This is a genomic window from Maribacter confluentis, assembly GCF_030505015.1.
GTDB classification, from domain to species: domain Bacteria; phylum Bacteroidota; class Bacteroidia; order Flavobacteriales; family Flavobacteriaceae; genus Maribacter; species Maribacter sedimenticola.
This window is the reverse complement of the sequence record NZ_JAUKUC010000001.1, coordinates 3,909,129-3,927,450: the sequence shown is the minus strand read 5'-3', so window position 1 is coordinate 3,927,450 and position 18,322 is coordinate 3,909,129. Positions and strand designations below refer to the sequence as shown.

Sequence of the window (18,322 nt, the reverse complement as noted above, 5' to 3'; positions counted from 1 at the left end):
CATTATTTCCCAAACTTATTTCTGGCCACAATGGAAAGGAGAGCCCTATTGATATTTTTTTCGGACATTTCAGTGATCTGTATTGTTTCTTTTTGCGAAGATCTTCCATAATCATAATACACCGTGGTTTTAAGATAGGTAGGGTCAAAACCTTTATTTCCAAGATATTTTAAATTCACTTTCCAGACACCTTCTTGTGTTTCATCAATTAAAAATTGCTTACAAGAATAGCCCTTGATCTTTTCATCATAAATGCGTTCAGATTCATTTTCCAAACTATGGCTCCACGTAAAATAACGCGCTTGCGGATTTACAAATTGCAAGTCAAATTCCGCCTCACTGTTATTCCACTCAAAAAGTATACGTATACCGCCAATATCCCCATCTATCCGATCTTCATTGGATATGGATAATTGGTCTGCATGTAAAGCCATAAGATTCGTAGTTTCGGTATCCATAACGGCATCTATACCGTCTTCTATAGGGGCTATAGTATCCAATTTTCTAAAACTTTTGTATCTGGCATAAATACCCAAACCTTTTTGGTATTGTTTATTTACTACGTACATATTGGCAAGATCTCTATAGGATTGTGTATATCTTGGTCTTAAAACAAAGATCTTTTTATACAATGATAATGCTTCACCAACCCTATTTTGATTTTCATATAAATACGCAAGCCCTTTTAATGCATTAGGATTATCCTCAAATTTTTGCAAAAGTTTGGTTTCAATTTGGCCTATAAAATCATTAGTAGATTTCTCATTAAAATGTTTTAAGGCAGTCAAGTAAAAGTATGGTGAACTGCCATATATTTTTTCTTGTTCCAGAAAGACCTCCATAAGTTTATTATTACTAAGCGCTTCATCCATTTTGGTAATATAAATAGGATCAGATCGCTTTAACGAACTGGTTGCCATGGACTCATTGTACTTATTGTTCCTTAACTTGGCCTGATCATAAGGTTTATCGGAACCTTCTTCCCGCTTTAAGAACTTTCCTTTTGTATTGATAATGATTACCCCGCCACTGGCAATATTCCCATATTTAATTGAACCTTTTAAACCTGGGATTATCGCAATTCTATCTATACTGCTTAAATCTAAAAAATCTGGAGTCTCCGTAAATATTACCCCATCTATCTCAAATATTGGGGGGCGTGGGTTTTCCAAGGAACCTCCGCCCCTTAACAGCACGGTATTTCCATCTCCACGTCTTAAACCGGGCAGTACACCAATTAAGGCATCGGCGAGGTAAATAGCACTACTATTAATACTGGCACCATCGACAAAATTCATTTCATACCCTGCATTTTCCGCATCTATAAAACCATATGCAGTGCGTATGATACTTTTTTTGGTAGCGTATTCAATAGCCATGGATTCTTGACCTTTTAATTTTTTCCGCTCTACGGTTACCTCATCCAATTCCTGAACAACGGGTAACAGCTCTATATTTAATATCTTGGTCACATCCTCCACAATAATCTCTACCGTTTTCATGCCCATATAACTAAAGACCAAAATATCCCGGGGACTAGCAATAACTGCATATTTACCATTACTGTCTGTTTGTATACCTGAAGATGATCCTTTTAGAGAAATATTGGCATTAGGTAAAGGAGCGCCATAAGATGTTACAACACCCTTAATTTCTGTTTCACGGGTTTGTGACCATACGGTTAAAGAACTAAAAAAAATTATAAGGGCTAAAAAAGATTTCATAAATAGTGTTTGCCTTAAATATATTACAATTTTTCCTACAAATGGATTCAGACACTGTTTTAAGATTCAATTACCCTGATGCCCTTTTACCCTTGGAATCAACAAAAGTTCTGTTTGTCTACCATTTACATATCTAAAGCCTTCCTCACCATAATAACCGGCTTCTTCAAGCATAATACGGATATCCCTGTTCCATTCAGGAATATTGACCGTAGTATTTAATTCAATAGCATATACGGTATTTGGATTCAACGGATAATTCTCTCCATCATCCTTCATGACTCCACCTTGAGCATCCCACATACCTATTGTAGTACCGGCTGAATGTCCGTACATTCCCAAAGGATGTGTATATATAGAAGGCTTAAGACCGGCATCCTTGGCCTGTTTTAAGGACTTTGCCAATATTTCATTCCCCGTTCTACCGTTTACCATATTGGTAGTCAAGAAGTCTTGTACTCTATTTCCATCTTTTAGTCCGTTGATCAAGAAATCCGGAGCTGTTAGTTCTTCGGGTTTTAAAACATAGGCCAATTCTTGGCAGTCCGTATTCAGCCTTAGATAGGTAATGCCAAAATCACAATGTACCAAGTCTCCCGGTAAGATAACCATGTCCTCTGGTCTACCGGAAAACGAATATAAGTGACTTACCAGTTGCTCTTTACTACGTTGCACATCTACCGTTGGGTGAAACCATGTTTCCAATCCAAGATCAGTTACTTTTTGACGCATCCACCATTCCACATCAGAAGTTGTGGTAATACCTGGAGTAATAACTTTTTCAGAAAAAGCTTCTGCAATAATATCGTGTGTAATATCTACCAATTGATCATAAATGACCATTTCACGTTCTGATCTTGTCTCGATCCAACGTACGGCAAGTTGTTCTGCAGATGTGACTTTTGATGTGAACTTTTTAGGCAGATTCGCCATAAATTCATCATAATCGGTTTTATCCAATCCGTCTGCAATATTATGGTCCTTGGAAAAATTGAGTCCGATTTTCTTCGGATTTCTTTCTGATATCAATTGCATTAATCTTTTCCATTGATCGGGCTCTTTCTCCTTATCCCAAGCAGAGACAATATTCTTACCCACATTATAACGAGCAACAGCAAGTTTTTCAATTGTATTTTTGGCCTTGTCCCTATAAAACAACAGAATTGTTCTTCTACGGGCATTAAGCCATGTAGCGGGCAGCATTGTTTTCAGCACCGGATCTTCATTATACTCCCTAGATATGACTACCCACATATCTATATTGGCGGCATCCATTAGTTGCGGCAATAGATTATTAAAACGATCGTCTAGAATTTCATCTATAACAATGGCTCTTTCTTTTTCGCTGAGGATTTGTTGGGCGTTGATTTTAGCAATAAAAAAAATGCAAAGAAAAAGGAATAGGTTTTTCATGTTCGTTATTTAGTTTGGTCTTTAAAATACGAAATAACACACTTTCAATATTACCTATTCCTTAAAATCCGTTAAATATTATAGATTGAATAAAATCATTAATTATCCATTACCAATCTTTCATTATAACTTTTAACCAACCTGACAAATTCAGCCCTATAACCATTTTCATCTTTACCCCTGCCCTGCTCAGCTAATTGAACAATAGTGTTAACTGAGGTATTGTTAGTAAATGCCGATTGCCTTAATTGTTGCCCGAATAATGCTACAGCAGCGGCAAATTGAAAGTCTTTGGACATTTCTTTAATAATAGCATTCTGTACATGAACCAATTCAATACTTTTATTTCCATCAGGTTTCTTATACCTGAATTTTACCGTAAACAACTCGTCCGAAAACGTATCATTTTTTATAAGATCAACATATTTTAATTTAATATCATCTTTTGTATAATTTGAGGAACCACCTACTTCCACAATCTCATATAGTGCAGTTACCTTATGCCCGCTGCCCATTTCACCGGCGTCCTTGGCATCATTGGTAAAATCCTCATCTGCCAACAATCTGTTTTCATATCCAATTAATCTATAGGACTTTACTTTGGCTGGATTGAACTCTACCTGTAATTTTACATCTTTTGCAATGGTAAATAAAGTACCCCCAAATTCCTTACCAAATAATTTTTGAGCCTCTTGCATAGTATCGATATAGCCATGGTTGCCATTACCTTTATCCGCTAAAGTTTCCAGTTTAGAATCTTTATAGTTCCCCATACCAAAACCTAGTACAGAAAGATAAACTCCAGACGCTCTTTTGCCTGTAATAAGTTTTTCCATTTCCTTATCGTTTGATAGACCTACATTAAAATCACCATCAGTTGCCAATATAACCCTATTGTTACCATGCTTTTTATAGTTTTTCTCCGCTAACTTATAAGCTAATTCTATACCCTCTCCACCAGCTGTAGAACCACCTGCCTCAAGCATATTTAAAGCGTTTATAATCTTCGCCTTGTCCTTACCGGAAGTAGGCTCAAGTACCACACCTGCCGCACCTGCATACACCACTATGGACACCTTGTCTTTTTCCCTTAATTGATTTATTAAAAGTTTGAACGCCGATTTCAGTAATGGCAATTTGTTTTCACTTGACATGGAACCGGAAACATCAATAAGAAACGTAAGGTTGGATGCAGGTAATTCCTCATTTAGGTATTCTTTTCCTTGTAAACCAATACGGACTAGTTTAGTATCTTCATTCCACGGAGTTTGTGCAACCTCGGTATGTACGGAAAAAGGGTGTTGACCTTTTGGTTGTGGATAGTCATAATCAAAGTAATTAATCATTTCTTCAATCTTGACCGCATCAATTGGAACCTGTTGCCCCCTATTTATGAATCTTCTAATGTTACTATAAGCGGCTTTATCCACATCAATTGAAAAAGTAGACAACGGATTGAAACCAACATTATGAAACTGATTTTCATAGATGCTGGCATAATTTTCATCGTTCTTAACAGGATAATTTCCTTTTTTTATTTCGAAAGGCGGCTGTACAGTATGGTTGTATTGCTTTTCTACAGGAGCTCCATCAACAAGGTACAAAGGGCTTTTTACTGCACCTCTAACTTTTTTATGTTGTACAGAACTTATTCCTATAACATTAACACCGCTTACTTTACCCTGTAAAAGGCTACTGATGTCAGTATTGGAAGATTGTTTATTTATATTGGTAACAGCACCCGTTATTTGAGATTTTCTTTGAATACCATACCCTGTAACGACAACCTCTTGTAACATTTCATAATCTTCTTCAAGAGACACATTAATGATCAACTTATCTTTTATTTTAACTTCATGTGTTTTGTAACCAACATATTTATATTCCAATTTGGCCCCTTGCCGCACCGTTAAAACATAATGCCCATCAAAGTCGGTTTGAGTACTGTTGCTTGTTCCTTTTTCCAGTACATGTGCCCCAGGTAATGGGTTTCCATTATGATCATAAACAAAACCAGATATTTCAACCTGTTGCGAAAACATCCAAAAGCTACTGAGAAGAAAAAATAAGAAAGTTGCGTTTTTCATAATAATTGGTTTAAAGTTTGAGTGATAAACCTATTATGAAAAGTGCTTTATAAAAATGATAAATGAGTAAACAACTATTTACAGCTAGGGAAGTTAAGTTTTCAATAAGGACAACGTTTTAAAGCGTTGTATTTTTCCGCTTTCCGTACGTATAAATTCTTTTAACACCACAATCGATTTTGGCTTCTCAAATTTTTTAAAATGAGTAATGGTATCCAGTGTTTGCTTAATATCCTCCTTAACGCCATTTTCAACTACCAAAACCACTTTCTCTCCTAAATCTTCATCTGCAATACCTGCAACAAAAAACGGAATATCCATATAATATGAAATTACTTTTTCAATATGTTCCGGATGTACCTTTACCCCCCGGAATTAATAACATTGTCAAACCTACCCAGCCAATAAAATTCCTTGGTAGAGATTAGGTCCACAACATCATTGGTTATTACTGGTTCATCTGAAATATTTGGAGCGTTAATTACCAAACAACCTCTTGCATCGGTTGAAATTTCTACATTTGGCAAAACCGTAAAAGGAGTATTTTTTGCCATTTTATTGTTCAACGGTTTTACAGCTATATGGGTAATGGTCTCTGTCATACCATAAGTTTCATAACTACTATTATCAACTCCCTTTAATTCTTCTCTTATAGAATTTGAAATTGGCGCACCACCAATAATTAATTTTTTAATAAGGTTGAGTTTGGATAGAGAATTGGCAACTTGCATAGGTACCATAGCCCCAAAATCAAACGATCTTTCAACAAATTTCAACGGACTTGAAGTAGGCGATACAAAATGGATATCTAACCCCAATACCATAGCCCTGACCAACATCATTTTACCAGCAATATAGGTCGCCGGTAAACATAGTAAAACAGAGGATTTTGAAGTTAAATTAAAATAGTTGCCCGTTGCCAAAGCACTATTTACCATTTGCTCTTTTTTTAAAGCAATATCTTTTGGTGTTCCTGTAGATCCAGATGTTTTTACCAATATGGTTGGTGAACTATCTATCCAATCCAGAATAAACCCACCAATATGCATTTCAAATTCTTCGCCTTCCTTGATCAAACTATAACCAAGTTCCAGTAGGTCATCCTTACTGTATAGACGACCATGTATTGAAAAATATGGGTGTATTCTAGTGTTGTACAATTTCCTCTTTTTCCGTATTTAAAAATTCTTCCCTGGATACAACTTTACCGGCAAGTTTCTCTTTCCAATTGGTCCATTTGTATTTTTTGGAAAATAAAATCAATAAAATAGGAAATACGACCAAAACCGGTACAAGAATATCCCAACCTAGCACGGGGTCAGAAATATCACGGTATAACGAATCCGTTTGAAATGCGGTCCAATCTGCGGTAACCAATAAGGCAGTGGTAAGGTTATTGGCAGCATGAAAGCCCAATGCCAATTCCAGGCCTTCATCCATTAATGTAATAATACCCAGAAAAAAGCCGGTACCAATATAAAATACCAATATACCGTATCCTAATTTTTCCACCTCAGGGTTCATGATATGAAGTAAACCGAACAACAAGGAAGTAAACACTAATGGGAACCACTTATTTTTTGTCATAGTGCCCAACCCTTGCATCATGTATCCCCGCATAAAATATTCTTCCATACTCGTTTGAAGCGGAATCATAAAAACAGCTACTATTGCAAGTACAATAAAAGGAACAGGTTTAAAATTAAATTCGTAATCTTCCGGGGACAGCCAAATATCCAAAAATATAAAACCAACCGATATTGCGGACCATAGGAAAAATGCAAACCAAATACGTTTAAAATCTACTTTTTTACGTGAAGTGGTCAGAGATGTCAACGATTGCTTATGAAGATACTTTACAATTACGAAAATGGAAATTAACGCTATTGCAAAAGTCAATAACATGAGAAACAAAAACAAATTGGAACCCAATACCAATGACATTCTACCAATATCGCCACTGATCATGGCAGACATACCACCATCTTTTAGGGCCAAAGCAGCAATTAACGGAATAGCAGCAATTATTTGCCAAACAAACAAGACCCCTAAAATTCCCAAAATATAACGCCAACCCTCACTTAAACCTTTATACGCTTGTTCTATATACATATACTTCTAATTAACCTTTCATTCCAATTTTGCGACTTATTATATAACAAGCATCCATCCTTTACTTGCAACGGGCTTTCTATATTATTGGTGAACAAAGCACCGGTTCCAAGACCTTGCGGCATATGGTTGCCCAAGGTAGCTGTCCATTGGGCTATGGCGTTCAACCCTACATTGCTCTCCAATGCGCTAGTGATCCACCACCCTATGCTATTTTCCTGCGCAAGGGAAATCCATTCATTACTACCTGCAATACCACCCACCAGACTAGGCTTTAAAATGATATACTGAGGTTGTATAGTTTGTAGCAACTCATTCTTTTTAGTTACATCTGTCACCCCAATTAATTCTTCATCAAGAGCAATGGGCAAAGGGGTATCTCTACAGAGTTTTTGCATTTCCTGCCATTGTCCCTGTTTAATAGGCTGTTCTATGGAATGTAGATCCAGTTTTGATAATGTCTTTAATTTAACTAAAGCCTCATTAGGTAAAAACGCACCATTTGCGTCTACACGCAATTCAATTTCTTTTTTAGAATAGCGCTGTCTAATAGACTTTAACAATGCTACTTCCGTATCAAAATCAATGGCACCTATTTTCATTTTAATACAGGTAAATCCGTTTTCTAACTTGTCCTCTATTTGCCTATGCATAAATTCCTTATCGCCCATCCAAACCAAGCCATTAATGGCTATGGGCTGCTGGTCTTTAACAAATGAAGTTTCAAATAAATGAAAGGGGTTTTTAGAACGAAGCGATAAAAAGGCCTGTTCAATACCAAATTGAATACTTGGAAAATTAGATAATTGGCTTATTAATTCAGTTTCACCTAAATCAATGTTCTTGGTTACCCAATTACATTTTTCTTCATATTCAGGTACATCATCAAAACTAAGTCCTCTAAAAAGTCCACATTCACCAATACCCCAGGATACGCCATCTTCCAAAAAAAGAAACCATGTTTCCTTAGTCTTTAAGATTCCTCTAGAAGTGCCACTTGGGTTTTTAAAATTGAGTAAATACTTTTTAAAAGATGCTTTCATATAATCCTTCAAATTTAGCTATATTTTCACTTTAATACCGTTGAAAATAAAAGTATGGAAGATAAGGTTATTTGGATTACGGGTGCTTCTTCTGGAATTGGGGAAGCCTTGGCCTATGAATTAAATAAAATGGGGTGTAAACTGATCTTATCGGCAAGACGTACCACTGCACTCAACATGGTAAAAAGCAATTGTCACTTTCCAGAATTGACCAAAATACTGCCATTGGACCTTACCGATTTTGATACGTTGGAAAATATTACGGCAGAAGCTATTTCCCTATTTGGAAAAATTGACATCCTTATCAACAATGGTGGATTAAGCCAACGTTCCTTGATCATTGATACCAGTTTTGAAGTTTATCAACAAATGGTCAATGTAAACTATTTGGGAACCATAAAACTAACAAAGCATTTATTGCCGTTTTTTGTACAACAACAAGAAGGCCATTTTGTAACCGTCACTAGTTTAATGGGCAAGTTTTCATCACCCTATCGTTCCGGGTACTGTGGTGCCAAACATGCCCTACACGGTTTTTTTGACGCCTTACGTATGGAACATGAAAAGGACAACGTTTCCGTTACTTTGATTTGCCCGGGTTTTATACAGACCAATGTAGCCAAGAATGCCTTAACAGGTGATGGTAGCGCGTTACAAAAGGAGGATGAGGCAACAGAGAACGGAATGCCCGTACAGCGGTGTGCCCAACAAATTATAAAAGCAATACATCAAAAAAAATATGAAGCCTATATTGGGGGCAAAGAAAAATACGGAATTTACCTAAAACGGTTTTTCCCTAAAATGTTACACAAAATTGTAATGAAAAGTAAGGTTAGGTAAGCTATTTAAAGTTGAACCAAAAACGCACCCCATCAGTAGTCTTATCTGTATTTAAGGTTGTCTGTAGTTGATTGGCCAACCTACTCATTAACCTAAAGCCCATAGACGATTTAGCCCGTTCTTCAGAATCATCAGGTAAACCTATACCATTGTCGGTATATTCAAAAAAGCCTTCCTTACCAATCATTTTTCGCAAATGAATATATATTTTTCCGTTGCTATCATCATGTGGAAAAGCATATTTAAATGAATTGGAAACCAGCTCGTTCAAAATGAGTCCAAAGGGTATGGCACGATCAATATCCAATTCAACACCTTCGGCATCGATAGCAATGTTGATATTGTGTCCTCCTTTTTTATATACAGATTGTATACTATTGATCAAACTTTCTATATAGCCTTGCATTTCTATTACGGACAAGTCATCGTTCTGATATAATTTTTGATGTATCAAAGCCATGGCCTTGACCCTACTTTTACCTTCTTCCAATGCCTCTATAGCTGCTTTACTGGTTGTATTTTTTGTTTGTAAACTTAATAGACTGGAAACCATCTGTAGGTTATTCTTTACCCTATGGTGAATTTCCTTGAGCAAGGAATCCTTTTCTACCAGTGCATTTTCTATAATAAATTTCTGTTCGGCAATTAAACGCTGGTTTTTAATACTTTTTAAATACGCGTATACTAAACCTGCAAAACCGATTAAGGTAAAAATCAAGGAGACAAATACTAGACTTATCTTATCATCCCGTGCCTTTATATCTTTTCTTGACTCTTCAAGCTCAGCCTTTTGCATCTCCATCATTTTTCTGGAGTTTTCCAAATCTTGGGCCACAACAGAAGTCAACTGCTGGTTTATAATATTAGAAGCTTGGGCATCTATGGAATCCCGTATTTTAATATTCCGCTTTAAATAAAACGTTGCATTCTTAAAATCGCCGGTCTTATAATAAAAATCAGCATAGATTCTATTACGCTTAAGAATATTCTCCGTTTTAACGGGTGTCATATCATCGCTCAAATAGTCGGTAGCTTTTGCAAAATTATCCAGTTTTAAATAGCAATCTGCCAGAGCCAAGGTATTTTCAATAAAGTCTGAAGAAAACTTGCTCTTATTGAAGGTTTTAATAATGTCCCTACTTTCCTCCAAATAAGGAATTGCTTTTTCATATTCTTTAAGCTGTAAATGGCATTTACCAATATTACCAATTATAATGGCTTTTAAAATTTTACCATCGGTAATTTCCTTATCTGTTCTTTGATTGGTAACATCACTAAGGAATACTTGGATTAATCCTTCTGATTTTTTAAAATAACTTAAGGCCGTGGGTGCAGATTTGTCCAATCTAAGATATTCCCCAATAGTATTGTTATAGATGGCTTGACCGTAATAGTCGTCATCTTTCAATTCTTTTTTCTCCTCGGTCATATAATCTGTCATTGCCTTTCTATATTGACCAAGGCTGGCATAAATATCATAAAAGGCAATATTTTCGGTTAAACCAAGCTCTCGTTTTATGCGCCTAACCTCTATTTGATTGGAGAACATCTGTAATTTGGCGTAATTATCATCCAAGAGGTCCAAGATGGTCTTCTTGAGTTCCATATCCAATTCATCAAGATTGTCATACAATGATTTTGAAATGGCCAAACTTTTTTGGTAGTTGCCAAGGTCATAGTAAATCTGTGATTGAATAAGTTGGTAATTTCTTATTGACGCCGTATCCTTGGTTTTTTCAGAACTGTTTAAATATACCTTTACGGTATCTAACCAATCATACGGGGAAACTTGATTATATCTATTTGGAGTGTTGAAGAAAAAAAACGTACGTAGTTCGCCGTTCTCCAATTCTTGAAATTGCTTATAGTAATCTTCATTTTGCATTGAAAGGTCTTCTTGCTGTGCACATACTACAAATGAGTATACACTGAACAACAGCGACCAGATCAAATTTAAAATTAGATTCCTTTTCATATAAACTTAAAAGTAGATTCAAACATATGACAAATACCTGTTTCTACTAAATTTTTGTTGTGAACCTAAGTTATATTGACATCAATATACTTTTGGTCCAAAAAGTGTGTTCTAGTTACTTTTCTTAACAAATCAATATTTCAACATAATCATTGTTCAATATTCCAAGTGGTCCTTGATATTTAAAACGCACGATTATGTGGATTTGTACTACTACAAATTTAAAAAATAGCCCTCCTTCTTATTTTAATTTGTTGTGTAACCTCCTATATATGTTGTGAAACTATTTTTAACGGCAGAACGATGTATTTCACCGATAAAACAAAACACTTTACCGATGAAAATAATCCATTCATCTATAACATGTGCATAAAAAAACACCATCACTGGTGCTTTATTATATGATATGGTACATCTATCTACGAATTCATTGCAGAGATGATGAACTCTTTAAAATCTTTTGAAATAGGTATCAGCGTATTATTTATCATAATATCTTTTGAATTAATGGCATCAATGTGGTCCACATTAACGATATATGATTTATGTGCCCTATAAAACTTATTCTGTGGCAATTTTTCCAAATAGTCTTTTAAAGGTGAACGGACCAAAAATTTCTTATCTACCGTATTCACTTCTAAATAAACGTTATCCGCTTTAATAAATTGGATATCGCCAAATTGAATTCTGTAATATAAATGTTGTTTTTTTACGAATATTGAGTCCTTTAAAATAGAATTGGACATAGGAACATCCTCGTTGACCGTTTCATTTGATAATCCTTTAGAAAGGTTTTGCTTACCATAGATAAAATTGGATAACGCAATTTCAATAGAGGTGTACAAATCTTGTTGCTCAAAAGGTTTTACTAAATAACCATTTGGTTTAACCGTCTTGGCATTTTCAACCGTAGCCCTATCTGAGTTTGAGGTTACGAAAATAAATGGAATGTCATAATTATCCCTAATATGCTTTCCTAGGTCAATACCGGTTTTATCAGAAGCAAGAATAATATCGATAAGTACCAAATCTACCTGTTGCGTTTTTAATACCTCTACCGCTTGTTCGTAAACAATAACATTGTCTACTATTTCATATCCTATTTCCTCTAACATGGACTGCATATCATCCGCGATAATTACATTGTCCTCAACAATTAGAATTTTAATGGGTTGTTCCAAGGTTTAAAATGGTTTAGAAGGTTACAATCAAAATTACAAAAAATAATAATAACTAATAAAAAACAGCATTGCCGTTAAAAAAGTACTCAGTGCCAATTTTTTAAGCTCTGGGTCCAGATCCGCTACATTTTCCGTTACGGCTACCTTGCGCATATGAACGAACACAGGCAAGAATCCAATAAGACTTACATAACGCAGATGTGATCCATTTGTTGTGAGCAAAAAGGAAAACAGACATAAAAATGCACCGATCAATAAAATGTAATGGTAATTTTTGGCCCTGGGATACCCCATTTTAACAACGACCGTATTTTTACCGACCGCTTTATCTGATCTATGATCCCGCATATTGTTTAAATTCAGCACACCAACACTTAGTAGCCCTATAGTCATGGCCGGTAGCATTGCTAACGGATAAAATGCCTTAACGAATAAAAAATGAGTACCTAAAACACTTACCAGACCAAAAAAAATGAATACAAAAACATCTCCCAATCCATTATAGCCGTATGCAGATTTACCCACTGTGTACTTAATGGCCGCCCAAATTGCAAAACCACCAAGAAATAAAAAAAGCAGTATATAACCAACATGGGCCATTCCAAAAGATAACAGTATTAAAGAAACAACCAATAAAATGTTGATTATAATGCTGATATAAATTCCGTTTTTTAATTGTGCTGCAGTTAGAAGACCACTTTGCAGTGCTCTTTGTGGACCAATTCTATCTGTATTATCCGTACCTTTTACACCATCCCCATAATCATTGGCAAAATTGGAAGTTATCTGAAGACCAACCGTCGTTATCAATGCTAGAAATAGAATATTATTATTACTATAACCTTGCCATGAAGCTATAGCGGCACCTACCAGTATTCCGGAAATTGATAAAGGAAGAGTTCGTAATCTTGCAGCGTTAAGCCACGCTTTTAATTTGGTCACTAATAAGGGTCTTCAATTTGAATACGCTTACCGTCTTTGTAAGATGCTACGAAAGCGTCATCAAAACCAAGATCTACCAATTGCTTTCTAAATGACTGAGCTTCTTCCAGTGTTTCAAAATTTCCTAAGGAGTAGGAATAAAATGGATTGGTCTTAACGAATAGTGTATTGGTTAAAGCCTCTGATGCCAATGTAATATTGTTATCAACAAACGATTTAACCTGTACGGAATATATTTTTTCCTTTTGAAGAAATTCCTTGGCCAAATAAAACTCTTTTACCAAGCTCAATTCTTCATTCTGCTCCTTCAGATTATCAATACGAGCTTTAATGGCATCTAAACTATCTATAGAGGTAAATACCAAATCACTATTATTATTCTTCTTATTGAATCCTCCAGAAATACTAATGCCAGCCGTTAACGATCCAAAGGCAATACCTGCCAAGATAAAGAACGTGGTAATCCCCGCAAAAATATTGCGTTGAATCTTACTCTTTTTTAATTCCTTATTCTTGAACTTTATCTGGTCTAATAGACGCTCATTAATAATTTGCGCCTTATCGACATCTTTATGTAATTCCAATAAATCACTCTCTTCTATAAAAGGCATAAAACTGGGGTAATTTTTATTCTTAAAGCTAAATGTAAGCTAAAAACTGTAAATAACTTTTCATTTACTACGAAAATAAAATTATTTGATTAGTCTAACAACATTCTGGCTAAGAATTTAATCTATAAATCTGCAAATCAACTAATTAAGAAATTTCTCACAATAAGAGTTAATCCTCATTGAGTGAAATTCCATCAGATTCCAATTTAATCTTTCGTTCTTTATAAAGGGTACCTACACCTTTTTTAAATGTTTTTTTACTCATCTGGAAAGTATCCCTAATCTCTTCTGGGGAAGATTTATCATGCAAAGGTAAATATCCGCCATGCTCTTTCAATACCTCGTAAATCTTAGTTGCCGCAGGTTCCAAGACCTTTGCTCCCAAAGGCTGCAATGAAATATCCAATTTATTATCCTTTCTAATGGTCTTTATACAACCAGGAATAACATCCCCAATATTAATAGGCTTAAATACTTCGTTAAAATACACCAATCCTTTGTGTCTTTCATTAACAATAACTTCCCAACCCAAATCGGTCTGTCTGGTAACAACCAGGTCCACTTGTTCCCATACCTTTAGGTCTATATTATCGTTGCTCAGAAATTTATCCAATTTGTTGGAAGCTACCAATCTGCTGGAGCGTTCATCCAAATAACAATGCACAACGTACCACTGCCCTTCTTTCATCTTTACGCGTTGCTCCCTGAACGGGACCAAAAGATGTTTTTCCAAGCCCCATTCCATAAAAGCCCCAAATTCATTGACCTCAGCCACTTGCAATAATCTGAATTCCCCTAGCATAATATCCGGCTCCAAAGTGGTAGCTACAGGTCTCTCATCATAATCTAAATAACAAAATACCTTTATCTTTTCACCAATTTCATATGTGGAAGGCACATATTTATTGGGTAACAATACATCATTACCCTCTTCGTCACCTAAAAAAAGACCTACACTGGTATCTCTTAAGATTTCAAGATTATTTATACGTCCTAATTCTATCATGGCACAAAATTACATTTTATAATCTATAAACCTAACGGTAAAAAAAAGACCGTTGCCAAAATTGGCAACGGTCTTTAATTTGTACATTCAAAATTCTATTTATCGTAAACAGACGCTTTCTTAAAATGTTTACAAAGCATATAGTAAATAACGGCTCTATGCTTATTTCTATTTGATGAACCATACTTATCCATTACGGTCTTAATAGCATCATCTAGCTTGGAATCATCGGCTAAACCTAATTTCTTAATCAAGTAATTATTTTTAACCGTATCCAATTCCTTTTGATCACTTCCAGAAACTTTGGAAGCATCTATATTATAAATTGAAGGTCCAAGACCAACTGTTACTTTTTTAAGCAAATCCATATCCGCGTTTTCACCAAATTTTTCTTTGATGTCAGCAGCATACTTTTCAATTAAATCATCTCTTTTACTCATGTTAGCGTGTTATAATTAATGGTTAATACACCTCTAAGATATAAAACGAAAATAATCAATCAAAATTTTATCGTTTATTAATGCGGGAGTTTCAATTTCCAATAGTTTTGGACGGTCAGATTCACTAAAAAAACGGGGCATCATCTCATTGAGCGAATCTTTTGAATTTGCCTTGTTATGTTCAATATTAAACATCTTACAAAGGTGTTTGGCACTCAAATTATGTCGGGTTTCAAAAAAGGTTTTAAAAGATTCCGATTCTTTCTGTCCAGGAAGAATCCTAAATATGCCACCGCCTTGGTTATTAATGACGATAATTCTAAAATTATCCTTTATATAATTATTCCATAATGCGTTGCTGTCATAGAAAAAGCTCAAATCTCCGGTAATGAACAAGGTAGGATTTGCATTTACAACCGATGCGCCTATTGCCGTAGAAGTACTGCCATCTATGCCACTGGTTCCCCTATTACAATTAACGTTAATGGAAGCATCAATTTCAAATAACTGCGTATATCTAATTGTGGAACTATTGGCCAATTGTAGAAGATATCCCTTAGGGATGGCATTCAAAATAGAATTAAAAGCATAGAAATCTGAAATTGGGATTTGCGCAAGGTAAGTAGCTCTCTTTAACTTATAATTTTCCTTTACCATATGCCATTCCGTAAAATAACTGCTGCCAGATGCCTTAATATCCGTATACATCTCCTGAAAAAAATAATCGACGGAAACTTTTATATGTTCCTCCAAACAAAAAAATGTATTGTTGGCATTTATGCTACCTACATGCCAGTGATGTTTTGGTTTATATTTTCGCAAGAACGCCTTAATTTTTTTTGAAACGATAAGTCCCCCAAAAGTCACCAAAATCTCTGGCTGCAGTTTGCTAAACCCTTCTTGGGGATGTTCTCCCATTTCTATGGGAGCAATTATAGAATCTATACTATTAAAAAAATTAGGATGATTAAGGTTAGAAGTCGTTTCCGTAAAAACGATAACACTTGGATCATTCGCCAAGGCATTAATCATGGCCTCATTTAACGTACTTGGAGCACTTACCCCAACCAATACCATCTTTTTGGCTGTGCTGTTCCAAATTTTTCTTTTATTGTCCAAAGTTGGAGTATTCGTTTTGGGTTCCGCTAAATCCGGTATATTGGCACTAATACTTGGTTGTAACTGTGTTTGGTACAAAGGTTCCTCAAAAGGTACATTAATATGAACAGGGCACAGTTCATTTAGCGCAAAAGTTAATGCGTTATTAAGTTCTACGTCATTATAATGCTGGACTTTACTTTGGGAACGTTCAATATGATTATCACTTATCCAGCTAGGCGCATACTGTTTTATAACCTCCGATGAATGGCTAACATCCTGTTTTAAGTTGGCGGAGTACCCTATCTGATTAGCATATATATTTTTTTGATGTATGGTTTGCCCATCTCCTATCCCAACTTTATAATATGGTCTATCAGCAGATATGACCACTAAAGGAATTGTGCTATAAAAAGCTTCTGCAACCGCAGGATAATAATTTAACAATGCACTACCCGATGTACAGAGAACGACCACAGGTTGCTTTAGCTGTTGTGCCATACCCAACGCAAAAAAACCGGCGCAACGTTCATCCACAACACTAAAACATGTAAAAAAAGGATCTTCAGTAAACGATATGGTCAGCGGTGCGTTTCTTGAACCGGGAGAAATGACAATATTTGAAATATTCTTGGCCCTACAATGTTGAACAATGGATTGGGCAGTTGGTATAGATGAGTATTTCATGGACATCAAAAATACAACCAAAGCCTAAAATAACCCAAAAGATAGTGCTCTATTTGCTGTTCAAAATACGTAACATGGTCTTACTTTTATATGCCGTTTCCTCCCACTCCTTTTCAGGGTCGGAATCTTTAGTAATACCGCCACCAACATATATGTTTGCTTTATCTTGGACAAGTTGCATACACCTTAGATTAACATATAGTTCCGATGATTTCCTTATACTTTTGTAAGCACTGTTTTCTTGATTCTTACGATTCCTGTTCCGTGGCATTTCTTCCTGCAGATTCAATTCTCCCAAAAATCCGGTGTAGAAGGAACGTTTATAAGATTCATTGTATAAAATAAAACGTTTAGCATTTTGCAAGGGGTTACCACAAACTGCCGGAGTAGGATGTAAAGCCTTCAGTACAGCGCCAAATTTAGATGTAGCTATAACTCCTGTCAGCTCGGTTCTCAGGTGCCATAATTGTCCCGCCCTTACAGATTCCCGCTCCAATACTTTTAATGCCTGAACATTTTCCTTCAAAACATCAACGATATAATCCGTTACCACCTGCTGCTCGTTCAATTCTTTGTAAGACCAACTTGGGGCCTGTCCTTCCTCTATCTTTTGAGTGCCGGCCAAGGACATTGTAGTAAACTGGGTTCCACTGGTCTTGATCAAGATTTCTGGTGTAGCCCCCATCCATGTCCCAATTTTAGGATGGTGCCAATAATAGCAGAACGCTTCTGGATATGTAGTTAGAAGACGTTGAAAAATATGATGATATGTGTCCGTTAGTTCTACTTGTACCTTTCTGGACAAAACTACTTTATCAAAGGTTCCTTTTTCAATATAGGACAAGGCTTTTTTCACCAACCGAATATAGTCTTCCTTACCATCAACATTCAATAGAACTGAGCTCTCAATGGGTTTTAACGTGTTATTTTCCGGTGTAAAATTACTTTTCAAAACTACATCCCTTTTAATGTAAATAGCATCTACATCCGCATCAAAAGGAGCAAAAACAAAACCAGTTTCAGAATAATCAACTACTGTATGAACTTCATCACTATTCTGAAATATTCCAATTAATTCATGAGTGTTTGGCTTTCTATAGAGTACAAACGGTAAATGCTCATTTAAGCAAGACCTTGTACGATCAAAAAGTTCCTGTACCATA

General features: G+C 35.6%; 16 protein-coding genes. 1 reads left to right on the top strand and 15 read right to left on the bottom strand.

Annotated elements, in window-relative coordinates; genetic code table 11:
* Positions 1–2: 2 nt before the first annotated feature.
* The 7 genes from Q2T41_RS17155 to Q2T41_RS17130 all read right to left on the bottom strand — a co-directional run bounded on the left by Q2T41_RS17155 (position 3) and on the right by Q2T41_RS17130 (position 8,379).
* Positions 3–1,724, bottom strand: a complete 1,722-nt coding sequence (locus Q2T41_RS17155) for a DUF2135 domain-containing protein (RefSeq protein WP_304437084.1) — start codon at positions 1,722–1,724, stop codon at positions 3–5.
* Positions 1,725–1,790: 66 nt separating this feature from the next.
* Positions 1,791–3,137 (bottom strand): M24 family metallopeptidase, encoded by a 1,347-nt coding sequence (locus tag Q2T41_RS17150; protein WP_304437083.1) that lies wholly within the window; start codon positions 3,135–3,137, stop codon positions 1,791–1,793.
* A 98-nt stretch (positions 3,138–3,235) separates the two neighbouring features.
* Entirely contained in the window at positions 3,236–5,224 is a 1,989-nt protein-coding gene (locus Q2T41_RS17145) for a vWA domain-containing protein (protein ID WP_304437082.1), read from the bottom strand.
* A gap of 93 nt (positions 5,225–5,317) precedes the next feature.
* Positions 5,318–5,545, bottom strand: a complete 228-nt coding sequence (locus tag Q2T41_RS20820; RefSeq protein ID WP_367186895.1) for a hypothetical protein — start codon at positions 5,543–5,545, stop codon at positions 5,318–5,320.
* Positions 5,546–5,586: 41 nt separating this feature from the next.
* Positions 5,587–6,384 carry an AMP-binding protein gene (locus tag Q2T41_RS17140; RefSeq protein WP_367186894.1) on the bottom strand — a complete coding sequence of 266 codons (798 nt, stop codon included), beginning with the start codon at positions 6,382–6,384 and terminating at the stop codon, positions 5,587–5,589.
* Positions 6,371–7,336, bottom strand: a complete 966-nt coding sequence (locus tag Q2T41_RS17135; protein WP_304437081.1) for a CPBP family intramembrane glutamic endopeptidase — start codon at positions 7,334–7,336, stop codon at positions 6,371–6,373. Before Q2T41_RS17135 ends, Q2T41_RS17140 begins: the two co-directional genes overlap by 14 nt.
* Positions 7,327–8,379, bottom strand: a complete 1,053-nt coding sequence (locus Q2T41_RS17130) for an o-succinylbenzoate synthase (protein WP_304437472.1) — start codon at positions 8,377–8,379, stop codon at positions 7,327–7,329. Before Q2T41_RS17130 ends, Q2T41_RS17135 begins: the two co-directional genes overlap by 10 nt.
* Positions 8,380–8,433: 54 nt before the next feature.
* Between Q2T41_RS17130 and Q2T41_RS17125 the strand changes: the two genes are divergently transcribed.
* Positions 8,434–9,219, top strand: a complete 786-nt coding sequence (locus Q2T41_RS17125) for an SDR family oxidoreductase (protein WP_304437080.1) — start codon at positions 8,434–8,436, stop codon at positions 9,217–9,219.
* A 1-nt stretch (position 9,220) separates the two neighbouring features.
* Here the strand turns inward: Q2T41_RS17125 and Q2T41_RS17120 are convergent, their stop codons facing one another.
* The 8 genes from Q2T41_RS17120 to Q2T41_RS17085 form a co-directional block, all read right to left on the bottom strand.
* Positions 9,221–11,194 (bottom strand): tetratricopeptide repeat-containing sensor histidine kinase, encoded by a 1,974-nt coding sequence (locus Q2T41_RS17120; protein ID WP_304437079.1) that lies wholly within the window; start codon positions 11,192–11,194, stop codon positions 9,221–9,223.
* Between the two features lie 419 nt (positions 11,195–11,613).
* Positions 11,614–12,375 carry a LytR/AlgR family response regulator transcription factor gene (locus Q2T41_RS17115; RefSeq protein WP_089261565.1) on the bottom strand — a complete coding sequence of 254 codons (762 nt, stop codon included), beginning with the start codon at positions 12,373–12,375 and terminating at the stop codon, positions 11,614–11,616.
* Between the two features lie 33 nt (positions 12,376–12,408).
* Complete coding sequence (gene menA / locus Q2T41_RS17110; protein ID WP_304437078.1) at positions 12,409–13,317, bottom strand: 1,4-dihydroxy-2-naphthoate octaprenyltransferase; 909 nt, start codon at positions 13,315–13,317, stop codon at positions 12,409–12,411.
* Positions 13,317–13,928 carry an SPOR domain-containing protein gene (locus Q2T41_RS17105; protein ID WP_089261569.1) on the bottom strand — a complete coding sequence of 204 codons (612 nt, stop codon included), beginning with the start codon at positions 13,926–13,928 and terminating at the stop codon, positions 13,317–13,319. Before Q2T41_RS17105 ends, menA begins: the two co-directional genes overlap by 1 nt.
* A 169-nt stretch (positions 13,929–14,097) precedes the next feature.
* Positions 14,098–14,934 carry a CvfB family protein gene (locus tag Q2T41_RS17100; protein WP_304437077.1) on the bottom strand — a complete coding sequence of 279 codons (837 nt, stop codon included), beginning with the start codon at positions 14,932–14,934 and terminating at the stop codon, positions 14,098–14,100.
* Between the two features lie 95 nt (positions 14,935–15,029).
* Positions 15,030–15,374 (bottom strand): DUF2853 family protein, encoded by a 345-nt coding sequence (locus Q2T41_RS17095; RefSeq protein WP_304437076.1) that lies wholly within the window; start codon positions 15,372–15,374, stop codon positions 15,030–15,032.
* A gap of 33 nt (positions 15,375–15,407) precedes the next feature.
* Positions 15,408–17,159 carry a 2-succinyl-5-enolpyruvyl-6-hydroxy-3-cyclohexene-1-carboxylic-acid synthase gene (gene menD / locus Q2T41_RS17090; RefSeq protein ID WP_304437075.1) on the bottom strand — a complete coding sequence of 584 codons (1,752 nt, stop codon included), beginning with the start codon at positions 17,157–17,159 and terminating at the stop codon, positions 15,408–15,410.
* A gap of 49 nt (positions 17,160–17,208) precedes the next feature.
* Positions 17,209–18,321, bottom strand: coding sequence for a chorismate-binding protein (locus Q2T41_RS17085; RefSeq protein WP_304437074.1), 1,113 nt, complete (start codon positions 18,319–18,321; stop codon positions 17,209–17,211).
* Between the last annotated feature and the right edge of the window lies 1 nt (position 18,322).

Coding starts and splice junctions, on each gene's coding strand:
- Q2T41_RS20820 (WP_367186895.1), bottom strand. CDS start 5,545: ATGGATATTCCGTTTTTTGTTGCAGGTATTGCAGATGAAGATTTAGGA.
- Q2T41_RS17150 (WP_304437083.1), bottom strand. CDS start 3,137: ATGAAAAACCTATTCCTTTTTCTTTGCATTTTTTTTATTGCTAAAATC.
- Q2T41_RS17145 (WP_304437082.1), bottom strand. CDS start 5,224: ATGAAAAACGCAACTTTCTTATTTTTTCTTCTCAGTAGCTTTTGGATG.
- Q2T41_RS17125 (WP_304437080.1), top strand. CDS start 8,434: ATGGAAGATAAGGTTATTTGGATTACGGGTGCTTCTTCTGGAATTGGG.
- Q2T41_RS17100 (WP_304437077.1), bottom strand. CDS start 14,934: ATGATAGAATTAGGACGTATAAATAATCTTGAAATCTTAAGAGATACC.
- Q2T41_RS17085 (WP_304437074.1), bottom strand. CDS start 18,321: ATGGTACAGGAACTTTTTGATCGTACAAGGTCTTGCTTAAATGAGCAT.
- Q2T41_RS17130 (WP_304437472.1), bottom strand. CDS start 8,379: ATGAAAGCATCTTTTAAAAAGTATTTACTCAATTTTAAAAACCCAAGT.
- Q2T41_RS17095 (WP_304437076.1), bottom strand. CDS start 15,374: ATGAGTAAAAGAGATGATTTAATTGAAAAGTATGCTGCTGACATCAAA.
- Q2T41_RS17155 (WP_304437084.1), bottom strand. CDS start 1,724: ATGAAATCTTTTTTAGCCCTTATAATTTTTTTTAGTTCTTTAACCGTA.
- Q2T41_RS17105 (WP_089261569.1), bottom strand. CDS start 13,928: ATGCCTTTTATAGAAGAGAGTGATTTATTGGAATTACATAAAGATGTC.
- Q2T41_RS17120 (WP_304437079.1), bottom strand. CDS start 11,194: ATGAAAAGGAATCTAATTTTAAATTTGATCTGGTCGCTGTTGTTCAGT.
- menD (WP_304437075.1), bottom strand. CDS start 17,159: ATGAAATACTCATCTATACCAACTGCCCAATCCATTGTTCAACATTGT.
- Q2T41_RS17135 (WP_304437081.1), bottom strand. CDS start 7,336: ATGTATATAGAACAAGCGTATAAAGGTTTAAGTGAGGGTTGGCGTTAT.